Genomic DNA, 16,171 nt, shown 5'->3' with positions numbered 1-16,171 from the left:
ATGTATGTCCGGACCTCAGCGACCGACGATCAACCCGTCACCGTCCGGCGACACGTTGACCTTGACCAGATCCCCGTCGGTCACCTCGCCCGCCAGCAGTTCCTTGGCCAGCGAATCGCCGATGGCCTGCTGGATGAGGCGGCGCAGCGGACGGGCGCCGTAGACCGGGTCGTAACCCCGCACGGCCAGCCAGAACCGGGCCGAATCGCTGACGTCCAGCTTCAGGCGACGCTGCGACAGCCGCTTCTGCAGCTGGTTCAGCTGGATGTCGACGATGTCCTCGAGCTGTTCCTCGTTGAGCGCGTGGAACATCACCACGTCGTCGAGGCGGTTGAGGAACTCCGGCTTGAACGCCCCGCGCACGGCATTCATGATCTGGTCCCTGTCGCCACCCGCGCCCAGGTTCGAGGTCAGGATGAGGATCGTGTTGCGGAAGTCGACCGTGCGGCCCTGGCCGTCGGTCAACCGGCCCTCGTCGAGCACCTGCAGCAGAATGTCGAACACGTCGGGGTGGGCCTTCTCGATCTCGTCGAACAGCACCACCGTGTACGGCCGCCGCCGCACCGCCTCGGTCAGCTGACCGCCCTGGTCGTAGCCGACGTATCCGGGCGGGGCGCCCACGAGCCGGGCCACCGAGTGCTTCTCGGAGTACTCGCTCATGTCGATGCGGATCATGGCGCGCTCGTCGTCGAACAGGAAGTCCGCCAACGCCTTCGCCAGCTCTGTCTTACCGACGCCGGTCGGGCCGACGAACATGAACGAGCCGGTGGGCCGGTTCGGATCGGCGACCCCGGCACGCGCCCGGCGCACCGCGTCGGACACCGCCTGCACGGCTTCCTTCTGCCCGACCACGCGCTTGCCGAGTTCGTCCTCCATGCGCAGCAGCTTCTGGGTCTCGCCCTCGAGCATGCGGCCGACGGGGATACCGGTCCACGCCGACACCACCTCGGCGATATCGTTCGGGCCGACCTCCTCCTGCAGCATGACCTCGCCATCGGCGGCGGTCCCGGCCTTGCGCTCGGCCTCGGCCAGCTGCTTCTCCAGCTGCGGGATGCGGCCGTAGCGCAGCTCGGCGGCCTTGCCCAGGTCGCCGTCGCGCTCGGCGCGCTCGGACTCGCCCTTGAGCGCCTCGAGCTGCTCCTTGACCACGCGCACGGCGTCGATGGCCTGCTTCTCGTTCTGCCAGCGGGCCATCAGCTGGTTCAGCTTCTCGCGGTCGTCGGCCAGTTCCTGGCGCAGCTTCTCCAGCCGCTGCTTGGACGCCTCGTCGGTCTCCTTCGCCAGCGCCATCTCCTCGATCTCGAGGCGGCGCACCGCGCGCTCGACCTCGTCGATCTCCACGGGCCGCGAGTCGATCTCCATGCGCAGCCGCGACGCCGACTCGTCGACCAGGTCGATCGCCTTGTCCGGCAGGAACCGGGAGGTGATGTAGCGGTCGGACAGCGTGGCCGCGGCGACGAGGGCGGAGTCGGTGATGCGCACGCCGTGGTGCACCTCGTAGCGCTCCTTGAGGCCGCGCAGGATGCCGATGGTGTCCTCCACCGACGGCTCGCCGACCAGCACCTGCTGGAACCGGCGCTCCAGGGCCGGGTCCTTCTCGATGTGCTGGCGGTACTCGTCGAGCGTGGTCGCGCCGACCAGGCGTAGCTCGCCGCGGGCCAGCATCGGCTTGATCATGTTGCCCGCGTCCATGGCCGACTCGCCGGTCGCGCCCGCGCCCACGATGGTGTGCAGCTCGTCGATGAACGTGATGATCTGCCCGGCGCTGGTCTTGATCTCCTCCAGCACCGCCTTGAGCCGCTCCTCGAACTCGCCGCGGTACTTGGCGCCCGCGACCATGGCGCCCAGGTCCAGCGACACCAGTCGCTTGCCGCGCAACGACTCCGGCACGTCACCGGCCACGATGCGCTGGGCCAGGCCCTCGACGATGGCGGTCTTGCCGACGCCGGGCTCGCCGATCAGCACCGGGTTGTTCTTGGTGCGGCGGCTCAGCACCTGCACCACCCGGCGAATCTCGGTGTCGCGGCCGATGACCGGGTCCAGCTTGCCCTCGCGGGCGGCGGCGGTGAGGTCGGTGGAGTACTTCTCCAGCGCCTGGTAGCTGCCCTCCGGGTCGGGGCCGGTGACCCGGGCGTTGCCGCGCACGGTGGTGAACGCCTCGCGCAGCGCGTCGGCGGTGGCGCCGTACTTCAGCAGCAGCTGCGAGACATCGGAATCCCCGGCGGCCAGGCCGACCATCAGATGCTCGGTGGAGACGTACTCGTCGCCGAGTTCGGTGGCCAGCTTCTGCGCCGCGGTGATCGCGGCGAGGGCCTCGCGGCCCAGCTGCGGGGTGGTGGTGGCACCGGTCGCCCGGGGAAGCCGGTCGACGATGTCCTGGGCCTCGCGCCGAACCGTTGCCGGGTCGACCGCGGCAGCCTTCAGCAGGGGGGCGGCGATGCCGTCGGTCTGATCCAGCAGCGCCACCAGCAGGTGCGCCGGACGGATCTCCGGGTTACCCGCGGCCGAGGCCGCCTGCAGGGCGGCCGTCAGCGCCGCCTGAGTCTTGGTGGTGGGGTTGAACGAGTCCACTGTCACCTTCCTACTAGTTGTCGTTTCACGACGTTCAACGCCGTAGGAGTTGAGTCTGTTCCACTCAAGTCTGACAGATTTCGCGGCCCGATTCGAGACCGAGCCAACACACCTGCGTCACCACCGCTCAACTTTACGCGCCGCCAACCCGACCGATTGGCCTGAATTGCATAACTATTCGGCTCCGCCCGCCTACGATGACTCGGACCACTCGTCATTGCCCCACCCACGCTGACCTCGGACGACCCCGAACCGAACGGAGCGGCATGCACGCGATGGTGGTACGCGAATTCGGCGGTATCCCCGAATCGGCCGAGATGCCGGTCCCCGAGGCCGGCACCGGCCGCATCCAGATCCGGCTCGCGGCCGCGGGCGCGAATCCGGTCGATCGCAAGATCATCGACGGCATGCTGAAAGATCATCTCCCGCACGACTTTCCGATGATCCCCGGCGTCGACGGCGCGGGCACGGTCTCGGCGGTGGGTGCGGGCGTGCGGGCCTTCGCGGTCGGCGATCGGGTGGTGGGCCGCTTCCTGACCGCTCCGGTCGGTCACGGCACCTTCGCCGACTACATCGCCGCGCCCGCCAACGGCACCATCGCGCACATCCCGGACGAGCTCACCACCGTCCAGGCCGCGGCCCTGCCGACCGCCGGGCTGACCGCGCTGGACCTGGGCGACACCGCCGAGCTCGCCGCCGGGCAGACGGTGCTGATCGTCGGCGCGGCCGGGGGCGTGGGCTCGTTCCTGGTGCAGCTGGCCGCCACCGCCGGGACCCGGGTGATCGCGACCGCCCGCCCCGACGACACCGACCGGATGCTGCGCCTGGGCGCGGACGAGGTGATCGACTACACCGCGGGCCCGCTCGGCGACGCGGTCGCGCGCGCCCATCCGGACGGTGTCGATGTGCTGTTCGATCTGGTCTCCTCGCCCGAGGCGCTCACCGATCTGCTGCGCCTGGTGCGGCCCGGCGGCCGGGTGCACAGCGTGCTCGGCGCGGTCGACGAGGCCGGGCTGCGCGCCCGCGGCCTGTCCGGCGGCAATATCGAATCCACCGGCGGCGCACCGCAATTGCGCCGCCTGCTGAGCCAGGCCGCCGAGGGCGAGCTGGTGATCCCGATCGCCGCCACCCGCCCGCTCACCGACGCCGCGCAGGTGCTCGGCGCCCCGGGGGCGCGCGGCAAAACGGTCCTACTGGTCTGATCCGAGCGGGTCCGTGCGGAACCCTCCGGGCCGCCCGCACGTTTCACCGACGATCACCGTGGGTAGTGTGATCCGCCCATAACCATGCGACCACGGTTTTTTCAGGGATACTTGACCGCGAAGGGCCGCCGGTACGCGGCGGGTCCCCGAAACGAATTACGCAGAAAGGGAGCTCGACGTCGTGGATGCGCGTTCGGCAGCGCTGGTCCGCGCCAACTTCCGGTCGATCATCGAGGCGCCGAACGGGCCCGAACGGCTGATAAGCGCGTTCTACGGTCACCTGTTCGCCGAGAATCCCCGGCTGCGTGAACTGTTCCCGCCCGCCATGGATATGCAGCCCAAGCGGGTGGTCACCGCCATCGGGTTCGTGCTCGACCACCTGGAGCACTGGGATCGCGCCCAGCGCTTCCTGGAGCAGTTGGCGCGCGACCATCGCAAATACGGTGTGGCGGCGGCCCATTACGACATCGCGGGCCGCGCCCTGCTCGCGGCGTTCCGCACCTATCACGGGTCGCCCGGGCTGGAGGACATCTGGACGCGCGAGCTGGAGGAGGGCTGGCGCGACATCAGCATCCTCATCTCCGCGTCGATGGCGATCGGCGCCAATTCCGACAAATCGCAACCGTATTGGGAGGCGACGGTGGTCGGCCACCGCCGCGTGCTCGACGACCTGGCCATCGTGCGGTTGCAGTCCGAGAGCCCGATCCCCTATCAGGCCGGACAGTACGTACCGGTGTCGATTCCGCAGCGGCCCAAGATGTGGCGCTACCTGTCGCCCGCGATCCCGACCAATCCCTACGGCGAGATCGAGTTCCACGTCCGCAAGGTCCGCACCGGCTGGGTGAGCCCGGCCATCGTGAACGAGACCCAGGTCGGCGACACCTGGCAGATCGCCGGGCCGCTGGGCGGCCTGCACGTGGACCCGCACCTGGGCCGCGACGTGCTGATGATCGGGTCCGGCACCGGCGTGGCGCCGCTGCGCGCGCAGCTGATCGAGATGGGGCGGCGCGGCATGAATCCGCGGGTGCACTTCTTCATCGGCGGCCGCTACCCCTGCGACCTGTACGACGTGGAGAACATGTGGCAGCTGTCGCTGAGCAATCCCTGGCTGACCGTGGTTCCGGTGTGCGAGAACGAGTCCAACCCGTGGTGGCATCCGTATCCCCCCGCCGATCCGCCGTTCGGCATGCACCGCCGGCTCATCGGTAATCTGGGCGCGGTGGTGGCCAGCTTCGGCGCCTGGGCGGACCGGCAGATCCAGATCGCCGGGTCGGCTCGCATGATCGCCGACACCAAGCGCGCGCTGCTGGCGGTCGGCACGCCGGACGCGGTGATCAGCACCGATCCGGTCTAGTTCACCGTCGCCTCGGCGTGCACCACTTGTTGTCCCGGCGTACTGGGCCATCGTCATCCCGGCGTACTGGGCCATCGTCATCCCGGCGTACTGGGCCATCGTCATCCCGGCGTGCTTTTGGCCGGGATCTCCCGTAGATTCCGGCCAAGGGCGCGTCGGAACGACGGTGTGAGTGATAGGGGATACCAGTGGCCCTCGGACCGGACGAGACCGGCGAGATACAGCTCGACACCCAGGAGTGGAGCTCGACCGTGGTGGGACACCACCGGTTGCGCCACGACCTGGCGGTGATCCGGCTGATCGGGGAGTTCGTGCCGTTCGCCGCGGGACAGTCGCTGGAAGTGCAGGTGCCGCAGCATCCGGGATTGCGCCGGCGGCTGTCGCCCGCGCTGCCGCCCTCGCTGGACGGCAAGCTGGAGTTCCACGTGCGGACCGTGCCGGGCGGCTGGTGCAGCGGCTCGATCGTCGCCGACACCCGCCAGGGCGACGAGTGGCTGGTGGGCGCGCCCGCGGGCTGGATGAGCGTCGACGAGAACGCCGCCGATGTCGTGATGATCGCGGGCGGAACGGGTTTGGCGCCCATGTGCGCGCTGCTGCACGACCTGTCGCGCCGCCCGGTGCCGCCGCGCACCCACCTGTTCATCGGCGGCCGCTCCCCGCGCGACCTCTACGCCTCCGACATGCTGTACCTGCTGGCCGAGAAGTTCCCGTGGCTCACCGTGATCCCGGTGGTGGAGAGCCCGGAGGACCCGAACTGGGTCGACGAGTGGTACGAGCGCTCCCGCGTCGACATCGGCTTCGACGTGAACGAGATGCTGGAGGGCACCCTCGCCGACGTGGTCGGCGACATGGGCCCACTGCTGAACCATCAGGTCCTGGTGTGCGGCTCGCCGGGCATGACACGAGCCACGGTGGACCGATTGATCCAGACCGGGACCCCGGCCGAAGCCATTCGGTACGAGGGGGTTTGATCCCGGCCAAAAGCATGCCGGGATGACGAGGGCCACGCACGCCATTCCGGGCAGGGGCCACGCATGCCATTCCGGGCAGCGGCCACGCACGCCATTCCGGGCAGCGGCCACGCACGCCATTCCGGACAGCGGCCACGCACGCCATTCCGGACAGCGGCCACGCACGCCATTCCGGACAGCGGCCACGCACGCCATTCCGGACAGCGGCCACGCACGCCATTCCGGGCAGCGGCCACGCACGTCATTCCGGCGTGCTTTTGGCCGGAATCGCCTAGAACAGTGGGTCGTGGCGGATGTTGTGGGTGGTCAGGCCCGCGGACATGAGGCGGAACTTGGTGGTTTGGACCATGGAGGGGGGGCCGACGATCTGGACGTCGTGGTCGGTCCAGGGGCCGTATCCGGCGACCACCTTGCCGATCTGGCCGGTGCGGCGCGGCTCCAGGCCCGGCCATTCCGGGTCCGGGTCGCCGGAATCGTAGTTCCACCAAGGGTTTTCGTCGCTCTCGGTGACGGGGACGACGGTGAGCCAGCGGTTGGCGGTGGCCAGGTTGCTGAGCGTCTCCAGGTCGTAGAGGTCGCACGGGTGGTGGCCGCTCACGAACAGGTGCACCTTCGGGTTCGAGCGGCGCCGGGTCATGGCCAGCAGTTGCGCGCGCAGCGGGGCGATTCCGGTGCCGCAGCCGATCATCAGCAGCTTGCGCCGGGTGTTGCGGGGGACGCCGAGCCCGCCGAGCGGCGAGCCCAGCAGCCACCGGTCACCCACCGCGGTGCGCCCGACCATGGCCGGGCTGACCCAGCCGCCGCTGACGCCGCGGATGTGAAATTCGATCTCCCCGTTGGCATTCGCGGGGATGGCCGGGGACAGGTAGCGCCACATCCGGGGCCGGGCGGGGATCTGCACGCTCACGTACTGCCCCGCCGCGTACGACATCGCCTGGTCCAGCTGTAGTCGCACCACGACGAGATTGTGTAGCACCGTGCGATGCTCGACGACCGTGCCGGTCCAGTACGGGGGCGTGTCCTCCTGGTCGGCGGCGCGCATCATGGTCTCGGCGATGACGCCGATGGCCTCGTTCCAGGCCCGCTCCACCTCGTCGGTCCACAGCTCAGTGCCCGCGTAGGCGCGCAGCGCGGCATGCAGCGACTTACCCACCGCCGCATAGTGTTCCGTCGACACCCCGTACTTGCGATGGTCGCGCCCCAGCTGGGCGAGGAACGGGAGGAGCTGGTCGGGCTCCTCCAGCCGGTCGACCACGTAGGCGATGGCCTTGACGAGCCGGTCCCGCTGCGAGTCGAGGGCCGCCGGGAAGAAGTCGCGCACGAACGGATGCTCGGTGAACAGAATGGCGTAGAACGACCGAGCGAGCTTCTCCGGTCCCCCGTCCTCCGCAGCAACCGCCTTGAACGTTGTTCTGATCAATGCGACGGTCCGCGAATCCATTTGTCTCACAACCCCATTTCGCACTAGAACGCAGGGCGGGCCGGCGAGTGAGGTGCTGCGGGACACTCGACAGCAGCCGATGTGAATCGAGTGTAGGGGAGGTTTGCCAGCCACGGAACGTTCCTTTTGAACAACATGCTTGCAATTCTTGTGAAACGAGGAAAACGAGCGTGGCCAACCCCGGAAACCGACCGTTTGCCTAGGACACGCCGCGGCTCTCCGCCTGCGCCGGATCCGATTTGCGCGCTTCCACCTCGAAAGCCACAGGGTTGCAGTGGCCTTGCTCGCCACTCGATCCAAGCATCGATTCCGACACCGATCGACCCCTATCGAGCACTCCGCAATACCGACGCCAACGCCACAAGAAATTTCAGCACGAACGTCCCACTCCGACACTATGTTTCCGCACTTGCAAGTACAGCACATAACTCGCAACAAAACGCATTCGTGCATAATGCCGATCCGCCACATAAACGAAGACAGCGCCCCTGTTCCCAGGGGCGCTGTGCTCCAACTACTTTCGGGCTATCGGCGTTTGTGGCGCGGCTGCCACACCACCAGCGCGGTGCTGCGCTGGGGTGGGGTGAGGTCCGGCCGGTAGCCGGCGCGCAGGCGCTCGACCTCCGCCGTCAGGTCGCGCAGCCGCTCCTGCAGCTCCTCGACCTGGTTGGTGAGTTCGATGATCCGCTTGATGCCGGCCAGGTTGACGCCCTCGTCCTGGGACAGCCGCTGCACCTCGCGCAGCAGCTCCACGTCCCGGGTCGAGTAGCGTCGTCCGCCACCCGAGGTGCGTTGCGGCGTAACCAAACCCAGCCGGTCGTAGGTGCGCAGGGTCTGCGCGTGCATACCGGCCAGCTGGGCGGCCACCGAGATCATGAAGAACTCGGTGGCGCCGCTCTGCGACCTCTTCGGATCACCGTTCATTACGCACCTGCCCATCCGGCGCGCGGGTCGAACCCGCCGACCTTCTCCGCCTCCGCGTAGCGCCGTAGCGCCTCGGTGGCATTGTCGTCCAGCTTCTGCGGCACCGCGACCTTCACCGTCACCAGCAGATCACCGGCGCCGCCACCGCGCTTGGGCACACCGCGCCCGCGCACCCGCAGGGTCCGGCCGTCGGCGGTGCCCGCGGGCACCTTGACCCCGACCCGGCCGTCCAGCGTGGGCACGGAAACCGTGGTGCCCAGCACCAATTCGGCGTAGCTGACCGGCAGCACCAGGGTCAGGTCGTCGCCGTTGCGGCCGAAGACCTTGTCCTGGCTGACATGCACCGTGACATAGAGATCGCCCGCGGGAGCGCCCCGTAAACCGGCTTCGCCCTGGCCCGCCAGCCGAATTCGCTGTCCGTCGCGCACCCCCGGCGGGATCCGCACCGTGATGGTGCGGGTCCGGTTCTGGATGCCGGTGCCGTGGCAGTCCGGGCACGGGTCGTCGATGATCGACCCGGTCCCGCGGCAGTCGTCGCACGGCTCGCTGAATCCGAACGCACCCTGGTTGCGGCTGACCACGCCGGTTCCGTTGCAGTGCGGGCAGACTCGCGGGCTGGTGCCCGGCTTGGCGCCGCTGCCGTGGCAGGTGGTGCACGGCGACGGGCTGGTCATCCGCAGCGGGACGGTAACGCCCTGCGCGGCCTCGCGGAAACCGAGGGTCGTCTCGGTCTCCACATCGCTGCCCCGCCGCGGCCGCGACGAGGTGCGCGCGCCACCGGCACGATTGAACAGGCCACCCAGCAGATCGCCCAGGCCACCGTCCCCGGCGGCGGTCGCACCGCCGAAGATGTCGCCCAGGTTGAAATCGCCGTTGAAGCCGCCCTGCCCGTAACCGCCGGGCGAGAACCCGCCGCGGCCGAAGCCGCCGCTCGCGAACAGCCGCCGCGCCTCGTCGTACTCCTTGCGCTTGTCCGGATCCGACAGCACGGCGTGCGCCTCGCTGACGGCCTTGAACCGCTCCTCGGCCGCGGTGTCCCCCGGGTTCTTGTCCGGATGCAGGTCACGGGCCAGCTTGCGGTAGGCCTTCTTGATCTCGTCCGGGGTGGCGCCGGAGGAAACACCCAGCTCGTTGTAGAAGTCCTTTTCCAGCCACTCCCTGTTCACCGGGCATCTCCCCCTTTCTGTTTACTCCTCGTCGGTGCCGGCATCCGAGCCAGCGTTCGTCGTGCCCGGCGTCTCCACCAGGTCTGTCACCCCGTCGGTCACGCCCACGAGCGCATGCCGCAGAACGCGATCACCGAAGCGGTAACCCTTGCGCATCACCATGCCGATCACCGGATCGCGGCCCTCGCCCTCGTGCTGCACGGCCTCGTGCAGCGTCGGGTCGAAAGGCTCACCCTCCGTACCGAATTCCTCCAGGCCCTGCTTCTGCAGCGCGGTGGCCAGCTTGTCCGCCACCGACTTCAGCGGTCCCGACTCCAGATCGCCGTGCGCGCGGGCACGGTCGAGATCGTCGAGGACGCCGAGTAGTTCGGTGACCACCGCCGCCTTGGCCGCATCGGTCGCGGACCTGCGATCGCGCTCGACGCGTCGCCGGTAGTTGGCGTACTCGGCGGTCAGTCGCTGCAGATCCGCCGTGCGCTCGGCCAATTCGGCGCTGATGGCGTCGGCGAGCACGTCCTCGCCGGCCTCCGGGCCCGGGGCCGCGGCATCCGCCGCGGCCTCGTCGACCTCACCCTGGAGAGCGGAGTTGTCCACGATGGTGTTCGGCTCCTGTTCCGGGTTCTGGTCCGTCACTTCTTCTCCGGCTCTTCCACGACCTCGGCGTCGACGACGGTGTCATCGGTGTTCGAGCTCGCGGCCGCGCCGTTGCCCGAGGCGGCCGACTCGGCGGCCGACGCCTCGTAGATGGCCTGGCCCAGCGCCTGGGACTCGGTGGCGAGCTTCTCCATGGCGGTGCGGATGGCCGCGATGTCGGTGCCCTCGAGCGCCTCGTTCGCCTCGGTGATGGCGGCCTCGACCTTGCCCTTGATGTCGGCCGGGACCTTGTCCTCGTTGTCGGCGATGAACTTCTGGGTCTGGTGCACCAGCGACTCCGCCTGGTTGCGGGTCTCCGCCTCCTCGCGCCGTTGCTTATCCTCGGCGGCGTGCGCCTCGGCGTCGCGCACCATCCGGTCGATCTCCTCCTTGGACAGGCCGGAGCCGTCCTGGATCTTGATCGTGTTCTCCTTGCCGGTGCCCTTGTCCTTGGCGGTCACGTGCACGATGCCGTTGGCGTCGATGTCGAAGGTGACCTCGATCTGCGGCACGCCGCGCGGGGCCGGCGGGATACCGGTCAGCTCGAAGGAGCCGAGCAGCTTGTTGTGCGAGGCGATTTCGCGCTCGCCCTGGTAGACCTGGATCTGCACCGACGGCTGGTTGTCGTCGGCGGTGGTGAAGGTCTCCGACCGCTTGGTGGGGATGGTGGTGTTGCGCTCGATGAGCTTGGTCATCACGCCGCCCTTGGTCTCGATGCCCAGCGACAGCGGGGTCACATCGAGCAGCAGGACGTCCTTGACCTCACCCTTGAGCACACCGGCCTGCAGGGCGGCGCCGACGGCGACGACCTCGTCCGGGTTCACGCCCTTGTTGGGCTCCTTGCCGCCGGTCAGCTCGCGCACCAGCTCGGTGACCGCGGGCATGCGGGTCGAACCACCCACGAGGACAACGTGATCGATGTCCTTGACCGAGATGCTGGCGTCCTTGATGACCGACTGGAACGGCTGCCGGGTGCGATCCAGCAGATCGGAGGTGATCTTCTGGAACTCGGCGCGGGTCAGCTGCTCGTCCAGGAACAGCGGGTTCTTGTCCGCGTCGACGGTGATGTAGGGCAGGTTGATCGACGTCGACTGCGAGGACGACAGTTCGATCTTGGCCTTCTCGGCGGCCTCGCGCAGGCGCTGCATGGCCATCTTGTCCTTGGTCAGGTCGATGCCCGCGCTGCTCTTGAACTTGTCGACCAGCCACTGCACGATGCGCTCGTCCCAGTCGTCGCCGCCGAGGTGGTTGTCACCGGCGGTGGCGCGGACCTCGACGACGCCCTCGCCGATCTCCAGCAGCGAGACGTCGAAGGTGCCGCCACCGAGGTCGAACACCAGGATGGTCTGTTCCTTCTCGCCCTTGTCCAGGCCGTACGCCAGCGCGGCCGCGGTGGGCTCGTTGACGATGCGGAGCACGTTCAGGCCCGCGATCTGGCCGGCCTCCTTGGTGGCCTGCCGCTGCGCGTCCTCGAAGTAGGCGGGGACGGTGATGACGGCGTCGGTGATCTCCTCACCGAGGTACTCCTCCGCGTCACGCTTGAGCTTCATGAGCGTGCGCGCGCTGATCTCCTGCGGGGTGTACTTCTTGCCGTCGATCTCGACGTTCCAGCTGTTGTCGCCCATGTGCCGCTTGACCGACTTGATGGTGCGGTCGACATTGGTGACGGCCTGGTTCTTGGCCGGCTGACCGACCAGCACCTCGCCGTTCTTGGCGAAGGCGACGACCGACGGAGTGGTCCGCGATCCTTCCGAATTGGCGATGACCTTGGGCTCACCGCCCTCTAGAACGGCGATGACCGAGTTCGTGGTCCCGAGGTCGATACCGACCGCACGAGCCATAGTGAGTTCCTCCTCGTTGACGTACCTGTGTGCCGCAGTCCTGGTCCCGGCGCGTTTTCGGCAGAGACCGAGCAACACTGAGCGTGGTCGACTCAATCCTGCACGCAGACCCGATCCGAGTCAACCTGAGACTTGAGCCGTTCTCGCTCAACCTTGCACTGATCAGCTCAACGGGCGACCGAGGTCGTTCATTCCCGAACGGGGAAGAAATTTCTCTCGTGCCGGTCGCGACGGCTCAGCGGGCGGCGGCCAGCACCTCGTCGGCGAGGTCGGTGTCGAGAGACACCCGGACCAGGGCGGCGGCGAATTCGGCGGCGCGGCCGGACGGGGCCAGCCGGTCGAGCTGGGCGGGGTCGGTGGGCAGGCCCAGGCGCTCGGCGCCCCGCCGGGCGCGCTCGTCGAAGTGCGGGCGAACCCAGGTCCACACGTCCTGTATCTCGCGCAGAAAGATGTCGCCCCCGGTCGGCCCGATGCCCTCGAACTGCTGCACCAGCCCCGCCAGCCGCCCCGGTTCGCCCCCGGCCTCCTTCGCCATCCGCCGCAGATCCCCGTGATACCGATCGAGCACCCGAGAAGCATTGACGCCCAACCGAGTAGCCGTGGACTCGTCATAGCGGCGGTAGTGCGCACGACCGAGCGCATCAACCAATTCCTGCCATTCGGCATCGGCAACCCGCTGCGGCGTCCGGTACCCGGAACCGACCAACTCCCGCGCGGCCGCCACCGCCAGCTGCGCAGAGATCCGCGTACTCAACAACTGCGTAAGCATCAACAACTGAAACACCGGCGCAGGCTTATCCGCCAGCCCAATCCCCGCCTCCGCCGCATAACTGGTCCCCGCCCGCTCCAACAACCCCCGCACAACATCCGCATCCATCTCACCACCACCCCTTTCCAAAACCGGTCTCCCGCCACCCCTCCACAACCCAATGCACCCTCCTACACCCCGACATACCCTCCCTCCATCCCGCCATGCCCTCCATCCCGATGTGTCCTCCCACAACCCCCACACACTTTCCCGCCCCGGCCCGCCTCCCCCGATCCCGCCGAACTCTCCCCAACCCAACACGCTCTCCCCGACCCCGCCGCGTCCCCCGCTCCCGGCACACTCGTCCCCAACCCGACGCGCCCTCCCTGATCCCGGCACGCTCTCCCCAACCCGGCACGTTCTCCCCCAACCCAACGCACCTCCCCAACCGGCGCGCTCCCCCTGATCCCGGCGCGCCCTCTCATGATCCCGGCATGCTTTTGGCCGGGATCCCCCCGCCGACCACCGCCCGGCGTATACGGTGCCGGATATGAAGGCGGTGGTCTGTTCCCAAGGCAAGCTCGAGGTCGCCGATATTGCGTCGCCACGACCGGGTCCGGGGCAGGTGCTGGTTCGCGTATTGCGGTGCGGCATCTGTGGATCCGATCTGCATGCGCGGCTGCACTGCGACGAACTCGCCGCGCTGGCCGCGGCCACCGGGTACGACCATTTCATGCGGTCGGATCAGCGGGTGGTGCTCGGGCACGAGTTCTGCGGCGAGGTGGTGGAGTACGGGCCGGGCTGCCGGAAGCGGTGGCGGGCGGGCACGCGGGTGGTCGCGCTGCCGATCCTGCGGAACGGGCGGCAGCCGCACCTGACCGGGCTGTCGGCCGCCGCGCCCGGCGGCTACGCCGAACTGGTCGTGGTGCAGGAGTCGATGACCTTCCCGGTGCCGAACGGACTGTCCGCCGACCACGCGGCGCTTACCGAGCCGATGGCGGTGGCCTGGCACGCGGTGCGCCGCGGCCGGGTGGGCAAGGGGCAGACTGCCTTCGTCGTCGGCTGCGGCCCGATCGGGCTCGCGGTGATCTGCATGCTGAAGGCATCCGGCGTGCGAACCGTTGTGGCCAGCGACTTCTCACCGCGCCGCCGGGAACTGGCCGCGCGCTGCGGCGCCGACGTGGTGGTCGACCCCGCCGCCGAATCCCCCTGGGAGGCCGCGCCGAAGGGCCGGATCACCGGCGCGAACGATGTGCTCAATCTCGGCTTCGACACCATGCAGCGGCTGCGCCGCATCCCGAAACTGCCCTGGTGGCACCTGTTCCGGTTGCTGCACACCCTGGACGCCGCGCCCACCGGTCCGGTCATCTTCGAATGCGTCGGCGTCCCAGGCATTATCGACGGGATCCTCACCGCCGCGCCGCCCCGATCCCGCGTGGTCGTCGTCGGCGTGTGCATGCAGGCCGACACCGTGCACCCCGCCATGGCCATCAACAAGGAACTGGAGCTCCGCTTCGTCCTCGGCTACGACCCCGGCGAGTTCCGCGACACCCTGCACATGATCGCCGCGGGCAAGGTCGACCCGACCCCGCTCGTCACCGCCACCGTCGGCCTCGACGGCGTCGACAATGCCTTTGCGGCCCTGGGCAATCCGGAGCGGCACGCCAAAATCCTGATCGATCCGGCCAGCACGACGATCGTGCCCTGAAAGCGCCCTCGATCGGTCACCTGTCGGGCAGGCAGATTCGGTCCAGCGGCGTGGTGGGCGGGTCGCGGAGCAGTTCGACCACGCCCTCGGCGCTGCGGGCGGCGGTCAGGCAGGCGTCGGCGGTCGCCCGGTCGGCCAGCGGGTGACGGGCGCGGGCGCGCCACCTGCGCACCGCCGCGGTGGCCTCGGCGCGCAGGGCCGCCGGATCGGCGTCGGCGGGCAGTCCCAGGCGCAGGTGCGGGGCGATGCCGGAGCCGCCGAGCAGGCGATGCAGTTCGGTGAGATCGTCCGCGGGCAGCGGTAGTTCGTCGGTGCGCAGGCGGCCGAGCAGGCGCAGTTCGGCGAAGCCGTGCACGTCCGCGAGCAGGGCCCGCACCCGCCGGAGCAGGTGGTCGGCGGGGGTACCGGGGTGGGCGGCGAGGACCCGGGCCAGGGCGGTCAGCGCCGAGTGCGCCTTCAATTGGTCGGCGCGCTGGGCGAATTGCACGTCCAGCACCGAGCGCAGCTCGTCCAGCCCGCTGCGCCGGGTCAATTCGGCGGCCAGCGTGGTGGAATCGCGGGCGCCGAGCCGAATCAGGGTGACCGCCAGCCGAATTCCGAACAGGCCGAAGCGGGCCGCGAGATGCGCCCGCAGCTCCGGCGAAATCGGCAGGGGCGGTTCGGGACTGGCGAACCGGTCGGCGGACAGCAGCGCGGCGGTCAGCCCATCCACCGGCACGGCCGCCAGCGCCGCGAAGGCGTCGAATTCGCGCTGCCGCAGCGTCGCGGCAGCGTAGGCGAGCAGTCCGGCGACCGGGATCACGGCCTGGCACAGCCCGGTTCGCTCCAGCTCGCCGGAAAACCGTGCGGCCACATCGCGAGCCGAGTGCAGCGCGTCGATGCGTCCCGCGCCGATCTCGTCGGCGCGCGACACCACGCCGATCACACCCAGCGGACCACCGGAAAACCCTTGCCGCGCTTCGCCTCCCGCGCCGATCCGGTCCAGGAACGAGACGTCGGCGGCGTCCAGCCGCCGCAGCAGGTACACCACCGCGTCCGCGCCGGGCAGCGGCGTCGCGGCGGCATCGTCCGGGGTCAGCAGCCGGGCCGTGCGCCGGGACACCTCCCGCGACAGCGACGAGGTGCCGGGGGTGTCGATGATCGTGGTGCGCGACAGCGCGGTCGCGGGCCAGTCCACCTCGAGGTGGTCGACCTCGCGCGGACCGCGCGTATTCCAGCGCAGCGCCGACAGATCGAAGCCGAGACCGTGGGCGCCGGGCAGGCCGTCGGCACCCGGCCGCCGCCGCACCACCACGTCCGCGGCGGCGCCGTCGGCGGCCCGGGCCGTCACGCGCGGGGCGGCACCGTGCCGGTACCAGGTCACCAGGCGCGTGCACTCGGTGGCATCGGTGGGCGCGATGTCCTGTCCCACCAGCGCGTTCAGCAGCGTCGACTTCCCGGCCTTCAGCTGCCCCGCCAGCGCGACCCGCAGCGGTTGATCCAGGCGGCGCGCGCAGTCGCCGAGCAGCGCGGCCGGTCGCGACCCACCCGGAAACGCCTGCCGGGCCGCGGCGATCAACCGGCGCGCCTCCGGCACGATTCCCGGTGCCGCGCCGGTGACCTCGAAACTCAC

12 protein-coding genes are annotated in these 16,171 nt (G+C 69.4%); 4 read left to right on the top strand and 8 right to left on the bottom strand.

Annotated features, from left to right (window positions below):
- Positions 1 to 15 precede the first annotated feature (15 nt).
- Positions 16 to 2,571: an ATP-dependent chaperone ClpB gene (gene clpB, locus HPY32_RS20890; protein WP_067578763.1), complete on the bottom strand. Its 2,556-nt coding sequence runs from the start codon at positions 2,569 to 2,571 to the stop codon at positions 16 to 18.
- A gap of 266 nt (positions 2,572 to 2,837) precedes the next feature.
- Between clpB and HPY32_RS20885 the strand changes: the two genes are divergently transcribed.
- The 3 genes from HPY32_RS20885 to HPY32_RS20875 all read left to right on the top strand — a co-directional run bounded on the left by HPY32_RS20885 (position 2,838) and on the right by HPY32_RS20875 (position 6,098).
- Positions 2,838 to 3,773 carry an NADP-dependent oxidoreductase gene (locus HPY32_RS20885; protein ID WP_067578766.1) on the top strand — a complete coding sequence of 312 codons (936 nt, stop codon included), beginning with the start codon at positions 2,838 to 2,840 and terminating at the stop codon, positions 3,771 to 3,773.
- 181 nt (positions 3,774 to 3,954) lie between these two features.
- Positions 3,955 to 5,127 carry an FAD-binding oxidoreductase gene (locus HPY32_RS20880; protein WP_067578769.1) on the top strand — a complete coding sequence of 391 codons (1,173 nt, stop codon included), beginning with the start codon at positions 3,955 to 3,957 and terminating at the stop codon, positions 5,125 to 5,127.
- 218 nt (positions 5,128 to 5,345) lie between these two features.
- Positions 5,346 to 6,098, top strand: a complete 753-nt coding sequence (locus tag HPY32_RS20875; RefSeq protein WP_067584627.1) for an FAD-binding oxidoreductase — start codon at positions 5,346 to 5,348, stop codon at positions 6,096 to 6,098.
- Between the two features lie 271 nt (positions 6,099 to 6,369).
- Here HPY32_RS20875 and HPY32_RS20870 read toward each other — a convergent pair whose 3' ends face one another.
- The 6 genes from HPY32_RS20870 to HPY32_RS20845 form a co-directional block, all read right to left on the bottom strand.
- Positions 6,370 to 7,539 (bottom strand): globin domain-containing protein, encoded by a 1,170-nt coding sequence (locus tag HPY32_RS20870; RefSeq protein ID WP_067578771.1) that lies wholly within the window; start codon positions 7,537 to 7,539, stop codon positions 6,370 to 6,372.
- 525 nt (positions 7,540 to 8,064) lie between these two features.
- Positions 8,065 to 8,463 carry a heat shock protein transcriptional repressor HspR gene (locus tag HPY32_RS20865; RefSeq protein ID WP_067578773.1) on the bottom strand — a complete coding sequence of 133 codons (399 nt, stop codon included), beginning with the start codon at positions 8,461 to 8,463 and terminating at the stop codon, positions 8,065 to 8,067.
- Positions 8,463 to 9,629, bottom strand: coding sequence for a molecular chaperone DnaJ (gene dnaJ / locus HPY32_RS20860; RefSeq protein ID WP_067578775.1), 1,167 nt, complete (start codon positions 9,627 to 9,629; stop codon positions 8,463 to 8,465). The genes HPY32_RS20865 and dnaJ overlap by 1 nt, the downstream gene beginning before the upstream one ends.
- 21 nt (positions 9,630 to 9,650) lie before the next feature.
- Complete coding sequence (gene grpE / locus HPY32_RS20855) at positions 9,651 to 10,262, bottom strand: nucleotide exchange factor GrpE (RefSeq protein WP_067578776.1); 612 nt, start codon at positions 10,260 to 10,262, stop codon at positions 9,651 to 9,653.
- Positions 10,259 to 12,103 (bottom strand): molecular chaperone DnaK, encoded by a 1,845-nt coding sequence (gene dnaK / locus HPY32_RS20850; RefSeq protein ID WP_067578778.1) that lies wholly within the window; start codon positions 12,101 to 12,103, stop codon positions 10,259 to 10,261. The genes grpE and dnaK overlap by 4 nt, the downstream gene beginning before the upstream one ends.
- 235 nt (positions 12,104 to 12,338) lie before the next feature.
- Positions 12,339 to 12,980, bottom strand: a complete 642-nt coding sequence (locus HPY32_RS20845; RefSeq protein ID WP_067578780.1) for an HhH-GDP family DNA glycosylase — start codon at positions 12,978 to 12,980, stop codon at positions 12,339 to 12,341.
- A gap of 421 nt (positions 12,981 to 13,401) precedes the next feature.
- Here HPY32_RS20845 and HPY32_RS20840 point away from each other — a divergent pair, with 421 nt between their 5' ends.
- Positions 13,402 to 14,559, top strand: coding sequence for a zinc-binding dehydrogenase (locus HPY32_RS20840; protein WP_067578782.1), 1,158 nt, complete (start codon positions 13,402 to 13,404; stop codon positions 14,557 to 14,559).
- A 16-nt stretch (positions 14,560 to 14,575) separates the two neighbouring features.
- On the opposite strand, the gene HPY32_RS20835 is transcribed toward HPY32_RS20840, so the two are convergent.
- Positions 14,576 to 16,171, bottom strand: coding sequence for a dynamin family protein (locus HPY32_RS20835; RefSeq protein WP_067578783.1), 1,596 nt, complete (start codon positions 16,169 to 16,171; stop codon positions 14,576 to 14,578).

Source organism: Nocardia terpenica (assembly GCF_013186535.1).
In the GTDB taxonomy this organism is placed as follows: Bacteria; Actinomycetota; Actinomycetes; order Mycobacteriales; family Mycobacteriaceae; genus Nocardia; species Nocardia terpenica.
The sequence above is the reverse complement of the archived record's forward strand: the minus strand, read 5'-3'. Positions and strand labels throughout refer to the sequence as shown.